The 16,519-nt window shown below is 56.9% G+C and carries 16 protein-coding genes and 1 pseudogene; 5 read left to right on the top strand and 12 right to left on the bottom strand.

Features of this window, described 5'->3' with window-relative positions:
* Positions 1–66: 66 nt before the first annotated feature.
* A complete protein-coding gene (gene dnaG, locus MUU51_RS08725) occupies positions 67–1,812 on the bottom strand; it encodes a DNA primase (RefSeq protein WP_258967608.1) in 1,746 nt (581 codons plus the stop codon).
* A 161-nt stretch (positions 1,813–1,973) separates the two neighbouring features.
* A complete protein-coding gene (gene rpsU, locus MUU51_RS08720; protein WP_001144069.1) occupies positions 1,974–2,189 on the bottom strand; it encodes a 30S ribosomal protein S21 in 216 nt (71 codons plus the stop codon).
* A 227-nt stretch (positions 2,190–2,416) separates the two neighbouring features.
* Between rpsU and tsaD the strand changes: the two genes are divergently transcribed.
* Positions 2,417–3,430 carry a tRNA (adenosine(37)-N6)-threonylcarbamoyltransferase complex transferase subunit TsaD gene (tsaD, locus tag MUU51_RS08715; RefSeq protein ID WP_258967607.1) on the top strand — a complete coding sequence of 338 codons (1,014 nt, stop codon included), beginning with the start codon at positions 2,417–2,419 and terminating at the stop codon, positions 3,428–3,430.
* Between the two features lie 71 nt (positions 3,431–3,501).
* On the opposite strand, the gene ureG is transcribed toward tsaD, so the two are convergent.
* From ureG to plsY, 8 genes are all read right to left on the bottom strand, one after another.
* On the bottom strand, positions 3,502–4,119 hold the full coding sequence (gene ureG, locus MUU51_RS08710; RefSeq protein WP_159771847.1) for an urease accessory protein UreG: 618 nt from the start codon (positions 4,117–4,119) through the stop codon (positions 3,502–3,504).
* Positions 4,120–4,128: 9 nt separating this feature from the next.
* Positions 4,129–4,803, bottom strand: a complete 675-nt coding sequence (locus tag MUU51_RS08705; RefSeq protein ID WP_258967606.1) for an urease accessory protein UreF — start codon at positions 4,801–4,803, stop codon at positions 4,129–4,131.
* Positions 4,803–5,276, bottom strand: coding sequence for an urease accessory protein UreE (ureE, locus tag MUU51_RS08700; RefSeq protein WP_258967605.1), 474 nt, complete (start codon positions 5,274–5,276; stop codon positions 4,803–4,805). The genes MUU51_RS08705 and ureE overlap by 1 nt, the downstream gene beginning before the upstream one ends.
* Positions 5,277–5,285: 9 nt before the next feature.
* On the bottom strand, positions 5,286–6,989 hold the full coding sequence (ureC, locus tag MUU51_RS08695) for an urease subunit alpha (RefSeq protein WP_258967604.1): 1,704 nt from the start codon (positions 6,987–6,989) through the stop codon (positions 5,286–5,288).
* Positions 6,986–7,303 (bottom strand): urease subunit beta, encoded by a 318-nt coding sequence (locus tag MUU51_RS08690; RefSeq protein WP_159771835.1) that lies wholly within the window; start codon positions 7,301–7,303, stop codon positions 6,986–6,988. Before MUU51_RS08690 ends, ureC begins: the two co-directional genes overlap by 4 nt.
* 10 nt (positions 7,304–7,313) lie before the next feature.
* A complete protein-coding gene (locus tag MUU51_RS08685; protein WP_159771821.1) occupies positions 7,314–7,616 on the bottom strand; it encodes an urease subunit gamma in 303 nt (100 codons plus the stop codon).
* Between the two features lie 9 nt (positions 7,617–7,625).
* On the bottom strand, positions 7,626–8,450 hold the full coding sequence (locus tag MUU51_RS08680) for an urease accessory protein UreD (RefSeq protein ID WP_258967603.1): 825 nt from the start codon (positions 8,448–8,450) through the stop codon (positions 7,626–7,628).
* Positions 8,451–8,592: 142 nt separating this feature from the next.
* Positions 8,593–9,207, bottom strand: a complete 615-nt coding sequence (gene plsY / locus MUU51_RS08675) for a glycerol-3-phosphate 1-O-acyltransferase PlsY (RefSeq protein WP_159771817.1) — start codon at positions 9,205–9,207, stop codon at positions 8,593–8,595.
* A 107-nt stretch (positions 9,208–9,314) separates the two neighbouring features.
* Between plsY and folB the strand changes: the two genes are divergently transcribed.
* Together folB and bacA are read left to right on the top strand one after the other, a co-directional pair.
* Entirely contained in the window at positions 9,315–9,677 is a 363-nt protein-coding gene (gene folB / locus MUU51_RS08670; protein WP_258967602.1) for a bifunctional dihydroneopterin aldolase/7,8-dihydroneopterin epimerase, read from the top strand.
* Between the two features lie 98 nt (positions 9,678–9,775).
* Positions 9,776–10,597: an undecaprenyl-diphosphate phosphatase gene (gene bacA / locus MUU51_RS08665; RefSeq protein WP_159771813.1), complete on the top strand. Its 822-nt coding sequence runs from the start codon at positions 9,776–9,778 to the stop codon at positions 10,595–10,597.
* Here bacA and MUU51_RS08660 read toward each other — a convergent pair.
* Both MUU51_RS08660 and MUU51_RS08655 read right to left on the bottom strand, forming a co-directional pair.
* The gene (locus MUU51_RS08660) at positions 10,590–11,828 is read right to left on the bottom strand and encodes a multifunctional CCA addition/repair protein (protein WP_258967601.1); all 1,239 of its coding nucleotides are present in this window, start codon (positions 11,826–11,828) and stop codon (positions 10,590–10,592) included. The two genes, bacA and MUU51_RS08660, sit on opposite strands and share 8 nt — an antisense overlap.
* 80 nt (positions 11,829–11,908) lie before the next feature.
* Positions 11,909–12,529 (bottom strand): TIGR04211 family SH3 domain-containing protein, encoded by a 621-nt coding sequence (locus tag MUU51_RS08655; protein WP_159771807.1) that lies wholly within the window; start codon positions 12,527–12,529, stop codon positions 11,909–11,911.
* A gap of 199 nt (positions 12,530–12,728) precedes the next feature.
* On the opposite strand from MUU51_RS08655, the pseudogene MUU51_RS08650 reads away from it, so the two are divergent.
* Both MUU51_RS08650 and glnE read left to right on the top strand, forming a co-directional pair.
* A pseudogene (locus MUU51_RS08650) lies at positions 12,729–13,631 on the top strand (CYTH domain-containing protein); the annotation flags it as partial.
* Between the two features lie 27 nt (positions 13,632–13,658).
* Entirely contained in the window at positions 13,659–16,499 is a 2,841-nt protein-coding gene (glnE, locus tag MUU51_RS08645) for a bifunctional [glutamate--ammonia ligase]-adenylyl-L-tyrosine phosphorylase/[glutamate--ammonia-ligase] adenylyltransferase (protein WP_258967600.1), read from the top strand.
* The last annotated feature ends 20 nt before the right edge of the window (positions 16,500–16,519 follow it).

The raw sequence follows: 16,519 nt of genomic DNA, 5'->3' as shown, positions 1-16,519 counted from the left end.
GCCGCTGCGCCTCGGTGCGGCCTTCGGGATCGTCCCGATTGATATTCGGCACTTAAGCCGTTAAATTCATTTTTTTGCCAGTTCCTGGTTCAACGTCCAGAGTTCCCGGCGTTCTTCACTGCTTAAACCGTGTGTGCGGTCGCGAGCTATCAACTCTTCTTGCCGCTGGACCAGCAGTGAATCAAACATATGGTTTAGTGAGTCGGTGAACGTATTCTCAGCGATTTCCTTATCTGCTATATCGTCCCACATCGACAGTTTTTCAAGGGTGGCGGCTTCATTTGTGCCGCGATACTGCTCAAGCAATTGGCCGGTAGTCAGTCCTGGCTGTGACACACAAGTGTTGACCAGTTCAGAAAATAAGCCAAGTCCTGGCAGCTTTTTCGGATCAAGCCCGGTTAATGGCGGCACCAGGCCTGCCAGTTCCGGGTTTTGCACCAGTAACCCTATCAGTATACGCATGGTCGTGCGTTTTAGCTGGGGAGTGGGGCGAGCTGTGCCACTTTCTGCTTGTTTTGGCATTAAGCGCTCAAGCTGGGCGTCTTCGAGAATGCCCAGCTTTTTCCCCAACTCCTGGCGCAAATAAATGCGCAGCGTTTCGCCCGGAACCTGAGTGATTAGGGGTAGCGCCAGCGTACTCAACTGCGCGCGCCCATCCGGGGTACTCAAATCGACCTGCGGCATCAGGCTGTTAAACAGAAACGTGGAGAGCGGCTGAGCCTGCTCCATCCGCGCTTCAAACGCCGCTTTACCCTCTTTACGCACCAGCGTATCCGGGTCTTCGCCGTCAGGCAGAAACATAAATCTTAGCTGACGGCCGTCGGTCATGTACGGCAGTGCCGTTTCCAGGGCACGCCAGGCAGCATCGCGTCCTGCGCGGTCGCCGTCGTAACAGCAGACGACGTTATTCGTCACCCTGAACAGCAGTTGGATATGGTCGGCGGTGGTGGAGGTGCCCAGTGACGCAACGGCATAATTAATGTCGTATTGCGCCAGCGCGACCACGTCCATATAGCCTTCGACCACCAGCAGACGCTGCGGTTCAGCTTCAGTTTGCTGCGCTTCATAAAGGCCATACAGCTGGCGGCCTTTATGGAATATATCGGTTTCCGGGGAGTTGAGGTATTTCGGCGTGCCATCGCCCAGCACACGACCGCCAAAACCAATCACCCGGCCACGCTTGTCGCGGATCGGGAACATCACCCGTTCGCGGAAGCGATCGTAACTGCGCCCTTTATCATTGGTCACCAACATGCCCGCATCGGTCAGCGATTGCTGATTTTCTCGGTTGTTGCCAAAACGCTTTAACACGTTGTCCCAGCCTGGCGGCGCATAGCCAATCGCAAATCGGGCGATGACTTCGCTGCTTAAACCACGCTGCGTCAGATACTGACTTGCAGGTTCGGCGGTGGGCTGATTCAGGGATTGCTGATAAAACGCGCTCAGACCTTCCATTAATTGATAGAGACTTTGCCGCTGATGGCGTTCTATCTGGGTCGGGCCGGAGCCAGCTTCGTACGGGACTTCAAGGTTGTGCATGGCCGCCAGTTCTTCGACGGTTTCTACGAACTCGAGCTTGTCGTAGTTCATCAGAAAGTCGACGGCGTTTCCGTGCGCACCACAGCCGAAGCAGTGATAAAACTGTTTCTCACCGTTGACGGTGAACGAAGGCGTTTTTTCGTTATGGAAGGGACAACACGCGTGAAAATTTTTGCCCTGTTTTTTCAGCTTTACCCGCGCGTCGATGAGATCGACGATGTCGGTTCTTGCCAGCAGGTCATTGATAAAGACACGTGGGATACGTCCAGCCATAAGCCTCGCATTTTCATACGCGTCATCCTTCAGCTTAGATGCAACCTGAATGCTATAGCGTATGCAGATGTATAAACGAAAATAAGCCGCGCATTCCTTCCGGAAGCACGGCCTTTACAGCTTGAACTCAGTCTGGAATGAGAGCGTGCGCTCTCAACAGATTAGTACAGACGAGTGCGGCGTGCGTTTTCGCGAGCCAGTTTCTTCGCGTGACGTTTCACAGCAGAAGCTTTAGCGCGCTTACGTTCGGTAGTCGGTTTTTCATAGAACTCACGACGACGAACTTCCGCCAGAACACCCGCTTTTTCACAGGAACGCTTGAAGCGACGCAGTGCTACGTCGAACGGCTCGTTTTCACGTACTTTAATTACCGGCATGTAACTCTCACCTTTGATAAATTCGGTTTGCCGCTGGCATCAACGCCAGCTTATTTCAAAATGGTGCGGAATTTTACTGCAACTGCTGCTGCTTTGTAAAGCACCAATGCCGTTTTTGAACGGGACTTTTGTAAGGGGTGTGAGTATACACGAACTCGCCCCCCAGGGTATACATCGACCCGCATTCACCCTAAACTGCGCGGTATTGAAATGAGGTAAAACGAACCATGCGCGTACTGGGAATCGAAACATCCTGCGATGAAACCGGCATTGCCATTTATGACGATGTTCAGGGGCTGTTAGCCAACCAATTGTATAGTCAGGTGAAACTGCACGCTGACTACGGCGGCGTGGTGCCGGAGCTGGCCTCCCGCGACCACGTACGTAAAACCGTTCCGCTGATCCAGGCGGCGCTGAAAGAAGCGAATCTGACGGCAAAAGATATTGATGCAGTGGCTTACACCGCCGGTCCTGGACTGGTCGGTGCGCTGTTAGTGGGTGCAACCATCGGTCGTTCACTGGCGTTTGCCTGGAACGTGCCGGCCATTCCTGTGCACCATATGGAAGGCCATCTGCTGGCACCAATGCTGGAAGATAACCCGCCTGAATACCCGTTTGTGGCGCTGCTGGTCTCCGGCGGCCACACGCAGCTGATCAGCGTGACCGGTATTGGCGAGTACGCTCTGCTCGGCGAATCCATTGATGATGCCGCGGGTGAAGCGTTCGACAAAACCGCGAAACTGCTGGGTCTTGATTATCCAGGCGGCCCAATGCTGTCGAAAATGGCGGCGCAGGGCACCGAAGGGCGCTTTGTGTTCCCGCGTCCGATGACTGACCGTCCTGGGCTTGATTTCAGCTTTTCCGGCCTGAAGACCTTTGCGGCCAACACGATTAGGGCGAATGAAAACGACGATCAGACCCGCGCTGACATCGCGCGTGCGTTTGAAGATGCGGTGGTGGATACGCTGATGATCAAATGCCGTCGTGCGCTGGATCAGACCGGCTTTAAGCGCCTGGTGATGGCGGGTGGCGTGAGCGCTAATCGCACGCTGCGCACGAAGCTTGCGGAAATGATGCATAAGCGTAAGGGCGAAGTGTTTTACGCACGTCCGGAGTTTTGTACCGATAACGGCGCGATGATCGCCTACGCCGGTATGGTCCGACTGAACAGCGGAGCGACTGCTGATTTAGGCGTTACCGTCCGTCCGCGCTGGCCGCTGGCGGAATTGCCTGCGGCGTAATTGCGATGCCCGGTGGCGCAATGCTTACCGGGCCTGCAACTCCCCGAGCGCCGCCGGGCAACCAACATCCGTTACGCTTTCAACATTCCTTTATCTTCCAAAAACGCGATGATCGTCGCGAGTCCATCCCCGGCTTTCAGGTTGGTGAACGTCCACGGACGCTCGCCGCGCATCCGGTTGGTATCACGCTCCATTACCTCTAGCGATGCCCCGACGTACGGCGCAAGATCGGTTTTATTGATCACCAGAAAATCGGATTTGGTGATCCCCGGTCCGCCTTTGCGCGGGATTTTTTCCCCTTCGGCGACGTCGATCACGTAAATCGTCAGGTCTGCCAGTTCTGGGCTGAAGGTCGCGCTGAGGTTATCTCCGCCACTTTCGACGAAAATAATCTCAAGATTGCCGAATTTCTCGCTTAACGCTTCCACTGCCGCAAGATTCATCGACGCGTCTTCGCGGATCGCCGTGTGTGGGCATCCGCCGGTTTCGACGCCGACAATGCGGTCCGGCTCCAGTGCGCCCGCCTCGGTGAGAATGCGCTGGTCTTCTTTGGTGTAGATATCGTTAGTGACCACCGCCAGATGGTACGTGTCACGCATCGCTTTACACAGCGCTTCCAGCAGGGCGGTTTTACCGGAACCGACCGGGCCGCCGACGCCAACACGCAGAGGGTGTTTATAACTTGCCATATCTTCTCCTCAGGAACGGAATATGCGGGAATACTGGGTTTCATGACGCGCCGAGGCGATGGCCGACAGCGGCGTCGCCGAACCCATAAATTCGTCAGGGCAGTTCAGCCCGCGTTCAATGCCTGCGGCGTACTGCTCGCAGAGCGACATAATCAATTTTTGTGCGGCCTGCTGGCCGAAAGGCACCAGCTTCACGCCCGCCATCACCGCGCTTTCAATCCAGCTGTAGCCGAGCGTCAGCGCCAGCTCTCGCAGTTCGATACCCCAACGCACTCCCAGCCACGCCATGCCGCACAACTGACTTTGGTTAAACAGCCCACGCCATTCGGCGGAGCAATCCGGCTGCCAGTCGTACAGCAGGCGAGAAAACGCCTGGCCGCGATTACGTTCTTCTTCGCGCAGTTCGCGCGTTTCCCGACACGCCAGCAGCCATGCGGTCCATCGCGTGGCGGCCTCAACGTCATCCTGTTCCCAGGCGTGATACAGCCGGGCGAACAGCGGCAGGTCGACGTGAAAAAAGCTCTGCTCCATTTGCTGCGTTTGCCAGTGGGCAAAGGCGGCGGTATCGGCAATCCAGCCCGCCTCTACCGCCCATTCCAGCCCTTGCGACCAGCTGTAACCGCCCACCGGCAGGTTGCTGCTCGCCAGTTGTAATAAACGCAGTCGCTGCGTGGTATCAGTCATCAGTGGCTGTGCGAATGCGCGTGGGTATGGTGGTGATGACCTTGCGCTTCGCTGGTATACGCCCCGGCTTCCGGTTCGAACGGCAGATGGGCAAAGGTCACGGACAGGCCAAACTGGCGCAGCATGTCGTCGAGTACGTGGTCGTGATGAAAACGCAGTTCGCCGGGCATGATTTGCAGCGGAACGTGACGGTTACCGAGGTGATAACAGGCTTTAGCGAGCTGGAATGAATCATCGCAGCGCACCACTGATACGCCCTCATCGGCGGCAATCACTTCGATACATTCGCTGCCGTCTTCGCTGGCCAGGATATCGCCGCCACGCAGCAGCAGGCCGCGAGGCAGCATCAACCCGGCTTCACGTCCGTCGCAGAGCGTCACTTTGGCGCGGCTTTTGACCCGCACATCAATCGGCAGCGTAACGCTGGCAGTCAGTTGATGAGCGTGATCGACACGCTGAGTCAGATACAGCATCGTTACTCCTTAAAACAGAAAATAGCGTTGTGCCATCGGCAGCACGTCCGCTGGCTCGCTGGTGATAAGTTTCCCGTCGATCCGCACTTCATAAGTCTGGGCATCGACGGTGATATTGGGCTGCAGGCTGTTGTGGACCATGTCGGCTTTCTTCACCGTTCGGCAGCCTTTCACCACTGCGGTCTGGCTTTTTAAGCCCAGCAGCTGCGGCACGTTGTTATCGAGTGCCGCCTGGGAAAGAAACGTCAGGCGACAGTGATGGCGAGCCGCGCCGAGCGAGCCAAACATCGGGCGGTAATGCACCGGCTGCGGCGTGGGAATTGAGGCGTTGATGTCGCCCATCGGGGCCATCACAATCATCCCGCCTTTAACGATAGCGGCGGGTTTCACGCCAAAGAAAGCCGGTGACCACAGCACCAGATCTGCCATTTTTCCGGCTTCGATGGATCCGACTTCATGTGCAATGCCGTGGGTCAGCGCCGGGTTGATGGTGTACTTGGCGATATAGCGCTTCACGCGGACGTTATCGTTATCGCCCCGTTCCTCTTCCAGCGCGCCGCGCTGCACCTTCATCCGGTGCGCCACCTGCCATGTGCGTAAGATCACTTCGCCCACGCGGCCCATCGCCTGAGAGTCGGATGAGGTCAGGGAAAAGGCGCCGAGGTCGTGCAGCACGTCTTCGGCGGCAATGGTTTCTTGGCGAATGCGCGATTCGGCAAAGGCCACATCTTCGGCGATATCCGGCGACAGGTGATGGCAAACCATCAGCATATCCAGATGCTCGTCGATGGTGTTAACGGTGAACGGCAGCGTCGGGTTGGTGGACGAGGGCAGAATGTTCGGATGCGCGCAGGCGGTGATGATGTCCGGCGCATGGCCGCCGCCCGCGCCTTCGGTATGAAATGTGTGGATGGTGCGGTCGCCAATCGCCGCCAGAGTATCTTCGACAAAACCGGATTCGTTCAGCGTATCGCTATGCAGCGCCACCTGAATATCCATCTCCTCGGCAACAGTCAGCGAACAGTCGATAGCGGCGGGAGTTGCACCCCAGTCTTCGTGAATTTTCAGGCCGATAACGCCTGCCGCAACCTGCTCGCGCAGCGTCTCCGGGGTCGAGCCGTTGCCTTTGCCGAGCAGGCCGATATTTACCGGCAGGCTGTCAATAGCTTGCAACATGCGGCTGATATACCACGGTCCCGGTGTGCAGGTTGTGGCGTTGGTACCCGCAGCCGGGCCGGTGCCGCCGCCGATCATGGTGGTCACGCCGGAGACCAGCGCTTCTTCCGCCTGCTGTGGGCAAATCCAGTGAATATGGGTGTCGACGCCGCCTGCGGTGACGATTTTACCTTCGGCGGCGATCACTTCGGTGCCCACGCCAATCGGGATCGTAACGTTGGGCTGAATATCCGGGTTACCGGCTTTGCCGACGGCGAAGATCCTCCCGTTTTTCACGCCGATATCGGCTTTAACGATCCCCCAGTGATCGACGATCAGCGCGTTGGTCAGTACCAGATCGACGCAATCTTCGCCGACCATTTGCCCCTGGCCCATGCCATCGCGAATGACTTTGCCGCCGCCGAATTTGACCTCTTCGCCGTAGGTGGTGAAGTCGTCTTCAACTTCAATCCACAGCTCGGTATCGGCCAGTCGTACTTTGTCGCCGGTGGTGGGGCCAAACATGTCGGCATACGCCTGACGGGAAATTTCGGTCATGATTTTGTCTCCAGTTCGCCCATCACCTCGCCACGAAAGCCGAAGATGCGCTTATCGCCAGCGACAGCCACCAGTTCGACTTCACGTTTTTGGCCCGGCTCAAAGCGTACAGCGGTGCCCGCCGCGATGTTCAGCCGAAAGCCTTTACACACTTCCCGGTCGAATTTCAGCGCAGGGTTCACTTCGTAAAAGTGGTAGTGCGATCCGACCTGGATCGGGCGGTCGCCGTGGTTTTCGACGACGGTTTTACGCGTTTCACGGCCTACGTTCAGGGCGATGTTGCCGCTCTGGATCTTGTATTCACCGGGGATCATCGCGGTGTCCTCAGAGTATCGGGTTATGGACGGTGACCAGTTTGGAGCCGTCCGGAAATGTCGCTTCCACCTGAATATCGGGGATCATCTCCGGTACGCCTTCCATCACCTGGGAGCGGGTCAGCACGTGGCGGCCGTCTTCCATTAGCGATGCCACGGTTTTGCCGTCGCGCGCACCTTCCATTATGAAAGCGCTAATCAGCGCCACCGATTCGGGATAATTGAGCTTCACGCCGCGGGCGAGGCGGCGTTCCGCCACCAGAGCCGCGGTAAACAGCAGCAGCTTGTCTTTTTCTCTGGGCGTCAGTTCCATAGCGTTCTCTCAGGTCAGCCAGATTCGGGGGAATAAAGGGGATTTGTTCAGCAGCTGCGGGCGCAGTGCCTGCCAGATTTCACGCATCGCGCGCTGGCAAATCAGGTTATCGTGCGATAAAAAACGTATCGCCAGCAGGCCGTCGACCAGCGTGGCGCCGGCAAAAGCGTCGAGCGGCGTGAGGGACTCGCGCACCCCATCGAGCATGGTTTCATTGGCGGGATAAAACAGCAGGCTGCCAATCCACGGCTTTTCTGCCACGGCGCTCAGGTCACCATCAGTAAGATGCAGGCGCTCAATCAGCAGCGGCGAACCGTTCTTCCACACTTCAAGCCGGTTGGTTATCTCACCATGACTGAACGTTTCGCCGATAACCGGCCGCCCCAGGCAATATAGCTCCCAGGCCAGCAGGCGCGCGCCTTCCTGCAAATGAAACACGCTGTGTAACGTGGCGTTCGCCCCGGGAAAAAAGAGGGTGTCCTGCGGCAGCCACTCCAGAATGGCGTTTTCCGCCAACTCAAAACGCTGATTCAGCCGCGCCTGTGGGCCGTGGCTGCGATAAAACTTGCTGGCACCGGGCATGGTGATAAGTGTATGGGTGTCGGGTTCGAGGGTGACGCTGATATCCAGGGTATCGCCGCCGACAATACCACCGGGCGGGTGCAGCAGATAAAGATGGCAGGTGGTGCCTTCAGGATAGAAAGGGCGTTGTACGGTCAATGGACCGAAATGACGTGCAGAGGCCAGTACCGTTTTCTCCGGCGTGTGGCAAAACCGCAGGGCAAGCGTGGCGTGCCAGCCCGTTTTTTCACTCTCCCGTTCCGCGCCAGACACAGTGGCACCCCTGCAATTGCGTGATTAATCAGACGCTAATGAGTATGGATCAACTGGGGTACTTCGCGGTCATAGGAAACGCTTATGATGTTAAGGAATTATAATCATGGATGTCGCCACCCGAACGGCGGCGAGGGAAGTGCTAATTCTGCGGTTTATTCTTTCGCTTCAGGCGCGCCCAGATTTTGGTTTCCTGACGACGCCATAAACGCTGGATGTTGTCATGATGGCGTAGCAGGATCAGGCACGAGAGCATAGAAACCGGGAAGGTGTACTGTGGCATAAACCACCACACGTAGAACGGGGCCACCAGTGCGCTGACGATAGCGCCCAGCGACGAATAGCCGCTCAGCAAAATAGTCAGCAGCCAGGTGCCCGCCATCACGCCGGTGAGATCCCAGCCGATGGGCGCAATCGCACCGAAAGCCGTGGCCACGCCTTTCCCGCCGCGGAATCCGAAGAAGATGGGCCAAATGTGGCCGAGGCACGCTGCAATGGCGACGAGGCCGAGCCAGAATGGGGTGAAACCCAACGCCCAGGCACCCCAGGTCGGCAACATGCCTTTGAGGATGTCGAAGATCAGTACTGCTACGGCTGCTCCCTTGCCGCCAATTCGTAAAACGTTGGTCGCTCCGGGATTACCGGAACCGCTTACGCGTGGGTCAGGCAGACCCGCGATGCGGCAGACCAGAATGGCGCTGGAAATTGAGCCGCAAAGATAGGCAAGGAAGACCATTCCAGGCTCGATTGCACTCATAACGCTGTTCCGTTTTGAAAATGTATCGGTATTCTCTTCATCTGTGGATAATACGCATATTTTGCCGGAAGTGGTATCCGGCACGGACAAAAAGCAGGCGGGGCGTGATGGATATTGTATTTATAGAGCAACTTTCGGTCATCACCACAATTGGTGTTTATGACTGGGAACAGACCATTGAACAGAAGCTGATGTTCGATATCGAAATGGCGTGGGACAACCGTAAATCTGCCGCCAGCGATGATGTTAATGATTGTCTGAGCTACGCCGATATTAGCGAAGCGGTCATTGCGCACGTTAAAGGGGGACGTTTCGCGCTGGTGGAACGCGTGGCGGAGGAAGTCGCTGAAATCCTTCTGACGCGCTTTAACTCGCCGTGGGTGCGCATCAAACTGAGCAAACCCGGCGCCGTGGCGCGCGCGGCCAACGTTGGGGTCATCATTGAGCGTGGCGCTAATCCGAAAGCGTAAGAATAGATTCATCCAGGTTAAACGAAACGCCGATACATATGTCTTAAAGCTGGTTCCAATTTTCAGCTTCTTTTTTTCTATTATTTAAGGGTTTATTAATGAGCGATATGCACTCGCTGCTGATAGCGGCCATCCTGGGTGTTGTCGAAGGACTGACGGAGTTTTTACCCGTTTCCAGTACCGGCCACATGATTATCGTCGGCCACCTGCTGGGCTTCGAAGGCGAAACGGCAAATACGTTTGAGGTGGTTATCCAGTTAGGATCGATCCTCGCTGTTGTGGTGATGTTCTGGCGTCGTCTGTTTGGCCTGATCGGCATTCATTTTGGTCGTCCGCCGGTCCATGAAGGCGAAGGCTCCGGGCGTCTGTCGCTCATTCACGTGCTGTTGGCGATGTTCCCGGCGGTGGTACTGGGCCTGGTGTTACACGATCTCATCAAGTCTTTGTTCAACCCGGTTAACGTGATGTACGCGCTGATTGTCGGCGGCATATTGCTGATTATGGCCGAGGTCTTTAAACCGAAAGAGCCGCGCACTGCGGGTCTGGATGATATGACTTATCGTCAGGCGTTTCTGGTGGGTTGCTTCCAGTGTCTGGCGCTGTGGCCGGGCTTCTCTCGCTCGGGTTCAACCATTGCGGGCGGGATGCTGCTGGGCATCAGCCGCTATGCGGCGGCGGAGTTTTCCTTCCTGCTGGCAGTGCCAATGATGATGGGAGCCACGGCGCTTGATCTGTACAAAAGCATCGGATTCCTGAGCAGCTCGGACATTCCGATGTTTGCCGTGGGCTTCGTGACAGCGTTTGTGGTCGCACTGATCGCTATCAAAGCGTTCCTGCATATCATCAAACGCATCACTTTCATTCCATTCGCCATCTACCGCTTTATCGTCGCGGCCGCGGTTTACGCAGTGTTTATGTAACCTGCGGGCAGCGTTTTTCCTTCCACTGCGCGACGGCCTCTATCCTGCGTCGCGTCAGTTCCTCCCGCACTTCTGGCCCTTTAAAGCCGGCGTCAATGACCGGTTTGGTCGGCACCGCTTTTGCCACTTCCCACGCTTCATGCAGTAAACGTCCTTGCGAATAATCACAGGCTTCAAACCCGGTACGTCCGCGCACGTCGGCTTCGCTGGTCAGCGCCAGCTGCGTCACGCGCTGCGGTTTTCGCCAGGCATCGATGGAATCAAACAGCTTTACCAGCGTCACCGGTTTGAGGATAGGCAGGGTGTGGATCAGGTCGTGGAATTCTGCCACCAGTTTCGCGAGATCGCGCATTTCATTCGGCACGCGCAGACGCGTGCAGAGCTGCTCCACAAGTTTAACGCCAGCCGGACCGTGACCGTGATGACGAGGCCAGAGTTCTCTCGGCGTTAATCCTTTGCCCAAATCATGGCACAGCGTGGCGAAACGCACGTCCAGCGCGGGTGTCAGCATCGCAGCCATCGTCAGCGTCATCAGGGTATGTACGCCCGTGTCGATTTCAGGATGCCATTTGGCCGGCGCAGGTACGCCGTACAGCGCATCGATTTCCGGGAATAGCACTTTCAACGCGCCGCAGTCGCGCAGGGTCTGGAAATAAACCTGTGGGTTATGCGTCCCGAGTGCATTTTCGGTTTCCTTCCACACGCGTTCCGGCGTGAGGTGTTCAAGCTCACCAGCGGCGGTCATGTCGCGCATCAGCGCCATCGTTTCATCGGCAATGCGGAAGCTTAAATGGGCATAGCGGGCAGCGAAACGGGCGACGCGCAGGACGCGCAAAGGGTCTTCACTGAACGCCGGGGAAACGTGGCGCAGCAGGCGGTTTTGCAGGTCCTGTTGGCCGTTATACGGGTCGACAATCTCGCCGTTATCGCCCTGGGCGAGGGCGTTAACGGTCAGGTCGCGGCGCAGTAAATCTTGTTCAAGGGTTACGTCTGGTGCGGCATAGCAGGTAAAACCGGTGTAACCGGAACCTGATTTTCGCTCGGTGCGAGCCAGGGCGTATTCTTGGTGGGATTTCGGATGGAGAAAAACAGGGAAGTCGCGACCTACCTGCTGGTAGCCCGCGTCGAGCATTTGCTGCGGTGTGGCGCCGACAACGACCCAATCTTTGTCTTTGACCGGCAGGCCTAACAACGCATCGCGAACTGCACCACCGACCAGATATGTCTTCACGCCAACCTTCTCCTCTCACTGTTTATCCGACGATAATACGTAAGTGTAGAGGAGATGGCTAATCGGGCCGCCGTGGGGCGTTAGTTCATCCAGCGATCTTTGCGTTTGCGGCTCGGCACCAGACGTGGCAGAACCAGGCCAAGGATCAGACCCACGCCCAACACGCCGCCGCCGTACATAAACCACTGCATAATGATGGTGCGCTGTTTGTCATCCAGCTGCAGATTGGCGGCACTCACCTTTTTCTGCGCCACGATGAGCTCATTTTTCAGCTTCTGATTTTGGTCTTTCAGCCCGTTAATCACGCCGTCGCTCTCGGCAACTTTCTTCTGCATATCTGCAGTGCGTTGATTCCAGGTGGTATCAATGTTGGTCAGCTTATCGGTCAGCGTTTTGACCTGGCTTTCGAGATCCGGCACGCGCGTTTTAAAGCTCGGCTCGCTGGTCAGCTCTTTTAACGGGATCCATGCGGTACGCCCGTTGCTGTCGCGAACCTGGCCATATTGGGTGGCGTCGTTGGTTTGCAGCAGGGTGACGGCTTCACCTGCGGTAACGGTACCGGCAAGGCGATAGTTATCGCCAGGGCCACTGCGGACCCAGGTGTTCAGTTCGTCAGAGACGTAACGTGTTTCTTCAGCGTGAACCACGGCGGAAACGCTAAGTGCAAATAAAGTTAATCCAATCAGGCGTAATTTAGGCATCAGGTCATTCGTTATTGTCATAAAGTGAATCGATAGTAATGGCATCAGTCTGACGATGCCAGGCATTCTCCGGCAATCGGAATCCTCCAGGAGGACGTTGCATGGGAAAGTACCGCGAAATACACTCTACTGACAAAAAAGATGCGCGGAAGTTCGGCGTAATGTTCAATCCAGGCAATGCAACCATAAGAAATCAGTCATGGATCAGGAAATCGAATTGAAGTTCATCGTTGAGCAGGACGGCGTCGAGACGCTGCGCACCCAGCTCAACGCCCTCTCCGCGGAGCATGTTCCAGCTGCTCAACTCCTCAATATTTACTACGAAACCGCCGATAATTGGCTGCGCCGCCACGATATGGGGCTGCGGATCCGTGGCCATAACGGTCGCTATGAAATGACGATGAAAATCGCCGGGAAGGTGGTGGGCGGTTTGCATTCGCGCCCGGAATACAACATTGATCTTGATAAAGCCGAACTGGCGCTGGAAAAACTGCCCGCTGAAGTCTGGCCTGAGGGTACGCTGCCGCCAGAACTCGCCTCGCAGGTGAACCCGCTGTTCAGCACCGATTTTTATCGCGAAAAATGGCTGGTGAATCACAATCAGAGCCGCATCGAACTGGCGCTGGATTTGGGCTACGTTAAAGCCGGACGCCACCAGGAGCCGATTTGCGAGCTGGAACTGGAACTGCTGCACGGTAATGTAGAAGACATTCTTGAAGTGGCAGAACAGCTGCTTTCTGCAGGCGTGCTGCGTCAGGGCAGTCTGAGCAAAGCGGCGCGCGGCTATCATCTGGCGGCGGGTAATGCCGAACGTGCCATGAAAAAGACTGATTTCACTGACCATGGTAACGCGGCGCTCGAAGCGGCGCTGGCCCACTGGCAGTATCACGAAGAGCTATGGCTGCGTGGTAATGCGAAAGCCAAAACCGAAGTGTTGAAAGCAGTGGAATTTATTCGCACCAGCCTGCAATCCGAACACGAGATGGCTTCTGAACAAATGGCGCAAATTGGCGACGCGATTTCCGCAGCAACCAGCGCAAAGGATGCGGCATTTAAACCGCAAATTGCGCAAGCCAAACTGATGCTGACGGCTTTTCTGGTCACCGGACGATAGCGAAACGAGGTAGTCATGACGCCGTTTTCTTTGCAGTTACAGCAGCACTGGCAGACGGTGGTCGACCGACTGCCGACAGATTTCCCTTCCGACGCCCTTACCCCGCAGGCGCAGGCGGCGATGACCTTCAGCGATTTTATCAGCCAAAGCCTGGTCGTGTATCCAGCATGGCTTAGCGAGCTGGAGAATACACCGCCACAGGCCGGTGAATGGCAGCATTACGCCGCCTGGTTGCAGGACGCGCTGGCGAACGTCAGCGATGAAAATAGCCTGATGCGCGAGCTACGCCTGTTCCGCCGTCGCGTGATGGTGCGCATTGCCTGGGCGCAGGCGCTTTCTCTTATTTCCACTGAACACAGTTTGCAGCAGTTGAGTCATCTGGCTGAAACGCTGATCGTCGCCGCGCGCGACTGGCTGTACGACGCCTGCTGCCGGGAATGGGGCACGCCGTGCAACGTCAACGGCAAGCCGCAGCCGCTGCTGATTTTAGGCATGGGCAAACTCGGCGGCGGCGAGCTGAACTTTTCTTCTGACATCGATCTGATTTTTGCCTGGCCGGAACACGGCTCAACCCAGGGCGGGCGGCGTGAACTCGACAACGCGCAGTTCTTCACCCGCATGGGACAACGGCTGATTAAAGCACTGGATCAGCCAACGATGGACGGTTTTGTCTATCGCGTGGATATGCGTCTGCGTCCGTTTGGCGAAAGCGGGCCGCTGGTGTTGAGCTTCGCCGCACTGGAAGATTATTACCAGGAGCAGGGCCGCGACTGGGAACGCTATGCGATGGTCAAAGCACGGATCATGGGCGACAGGGAAGGCGTATACGTCGATGAACTGCGTGCCACGCTGCGTCCGTTCGTGTTCCGCCGCTACATCGATTTCAGCGTGATCCAGTCGCTGCGTAATATGAAAGGTATGATCGCCCGCGAAGTTCGCCGCCGTGGCCTGAAAGACAACATCAAGCTCGGCGCGGGTGGCATTCGCGAAATCGAATTTATCGTACAGGTGTTCCAGCTGATACGCGGTGGGCGTGAGCCGTCACTGCAAGGGCGCGCTTTGTTGCCAACGCTGGAAGCTATTGATGCGCTGCATCTTTTGCCGGAAGGCGAGGCGCAACGGCTGCATGACGCCTACCTGTTCTTACGCCGCCTGGAAAACCTGCTACAAAGCATTAATGACGAACAGACGCAGACCCTGCCTCAGGACGAGCTGAACCGGGCGCGGCTGGCGTGGGGCATGGGCTTCGCTGACTGGGATGCACTGACGCAGGCCCTGGATGCGCACATGGCTCACGTACGGCAGATTTTCAACGCGCTGATTGGCGATGACGAAGAGACCTCGGCGGATGAACAGCTGTCTGAGCACTGGCGAGAGCTGTGGCAGGATGCGTTGCAGGAAGACGACACCACGCCGGTGCTGACGCATCTCACCGACAGCGATCGCAATCAGGTGCTGGCGGTGATTGCCGATTTCCGCAAAGAGCTCGACAAACGCACCATCGGCCCGCGCGGGCGTCAGGTGCTTGATTCGCTGATGCCGCATTTGCTAAGTAACGTTTGCAGTCGGGAAGATGCCCCGGTTCCGCTGGCGCGCATCATGCCGCTGCTGACCGGGATCGTCACTCGCACCACCTATCTTGAACTGCTGAGCGAATTCCCGGGTGCGCTCAAGCATCTTATTCACCTTTGCGCCGCGTCGCCGATGGTGGCGAGCCAGCTGGCGCGTTATCCGCTGCTGCTGGATGAGTTGCTCGATCCGAACACGCTGTACCAGCCAACGGCCACCGATGCCTATCGCGACGAATTGCGCCAGTATTTGCTGCGCGTGCCGGAAGAAGATGAAGAGCAGCAGCTTGAAGCGCTGCGCCAGTTTAAGCAGGCGCAGCTGTTGCGCGTTGCCGCGGCGGATATAGCCGGCACGCTGCCGGTCATGAAAGTGAGCGATCACTTAACCTGGCTGGCGGAAGCGATGATCGACGCGGTGGTTCAGCAGGCCTGGGTGCAAATGGTGGCTCGTTTTGGGCAACCTCGCCATCTTGCAGAGCGCCAGGGGCGTGGTTTTGCGGTAGTGGGCTATGGCAAACTCGGCGGTTGGGAGCTGGGCTACAGTTCTGATCTCGATCTGGTGTTTTTACACGACTGCCCAGTGGAAGTGATGACCGATGGCGAACGTGAAATCGATGGGCGTCAGTTCTATCTGCGCCTGGCCCAGCGCATCATGCATCTGTTCAGCACCCGCACCTCCTCAGGCATCCTGTACGAAGTGGACGCTCGCTTACGTCCGTCCGGCGCGGCAGGTATGTTGGTCACGACCACCGCGGCCTTCGCCGATTATCAACATCATGAAGCCTGGACCTGGGAACATCAGGCGCTGGTTCGCGCCCGCGTGGTGTACGGCGACCCGCAGCTGCAATCGCAGTTTGATGCGATTCGCCGCGACGTACTGACCGTTTCCCGTGAAGGCGAAAAGTTGCAAACCGAAGTCCGCGAAATGCGCGAGAAAATGCGGGCGCATCTTGGGGGCAAGCATCGCTACCGCTTTGATATTAAAGCTGATGAAGGCGGCATTACGGATATTGAGTTTATTACCCAGTATCTGGTGCTGCGTTTCGCTCACGATAAACCGAAGCTGACCCGTTGGTCGGATAACGTGCGCATTCTCGAACTGCTCGCACAAAACGACATAATGGACGAGCAGGAAGCGCTGGCCCTGAGCCGGGCATACACTACGCTGCGCGATGCGTTGCATCATCTGGCATTGCAGGAGGAGGCCGGGCACGTAGAGCCGGAGGCCTTTGCGGCGGAACGCGAGTTGGTGCGCGCGAGCTGGCTAAAGTGGCTGGTGGTGTCGTGAGATGTTATTATCGCGCGCAA

It is taken from the genome of Scandinavium manionii, assembly GCF_024764775.1.
In the GTDB taxonomy this organism is placed as follows: Bacteria; Pseudomonadota; Gammaproteobacteria; order Enterobacterales; family Enterobacteriaceae; genus Scandinavium; species Scandinavium manionii.
This window is presented reverse-complemented; position numbering and strand designations above follow the sequence as displayed.

Coding starts and splice junctions, on each gene's coding strand:
- MUU51_RS08690 (WP_159771835.1), bottom strand. CDS start 7,303: ATGATCCCCGGTGAATACAAGATCCAGAGCGGCAACATCGCCCTGAAC.
- MUU51_RS08705 (WP_258967606.1), bottom strand. CDS start 4,803: ATGACTGATACCACGCAGCGACTGCGTTTATTACAACTGGCGAGCAGC.
- rpsU (WP_001144069.1), bottom strand. CDS start 2,189: ATGCCGGTAATTAAAGTACGTGAAAACGAGCCGTTCGACGTAGCACTG.
- ureG (WP_159771847.1), bottom strand. CDS start 4,119: ATGGCAAGTTATAAACACCCTCTGCGTGTTGGCGTCGGCGGCCCGGTC.
- folB (WP_258967602.1), top strand. CDS start 9,315: ATGGATATTGTATTTATAGAGCAACTTTCGGTCATCACCACAATTGGT.
- ureC (WP_258967604.1), bottom strand. CDS start 6,989: ATGACCGAAATTTCCCGTCAGGCGTATGCCGACATGTTTGGCCCCACC.
- bacA (WP_159771813.1), top strand. CDS start 9,776: ATGAGCGATATGCACTCGCTGCTGATAGCGGCCATCCTGGGTGTTGTC.
- tsaD (WP_258967607.1), top strand. CDS start 2,417: ATGCGCGTACTGGGAATCGAAACATCCTGCGATGAAACCGGCATTGCC.
- glnE (WP_258967600.1), top strand. CDS start 13,659: ATGACGCCGTTTTCTTTGCAGTTACAGCAGCACTGGCAGACGGTGGTC.
- MUU51_RS08685 (WP_159771821.1), bottom strand. CDS start 7,616: ATGGAACTGACGCCCAGAGAAAAAGACAAGCTGCTGCTGTTTACCGCG.
- MUU51_RS08655 (WP_159771807.1), bottom strand. CDS start 12,529: ATGCCTAAATTACGCCTGATTGGATTAACTTTATTTGCACTTAGCGTT.
- dnaG (WP_258967608.1), bottom strand. CDS start 1,812: ATGGCTGGACGTATCCCACGTGTCTTTATCAATGACCTGCTGGCAAGA.
- ureE (WP_258967605.1), bottom strand. CDS start 5,276: ATGCTGTATCTGACTCAGCGTGTCGATCACGCTCATCAACTGACTGCC.
- plsY (WP_159771817.1), bottom strand. CDS start 9,207: ATGAGTGCAATCGAGCCTGGAATGGTCTTCCTTGCCTATCTTTGCGGC.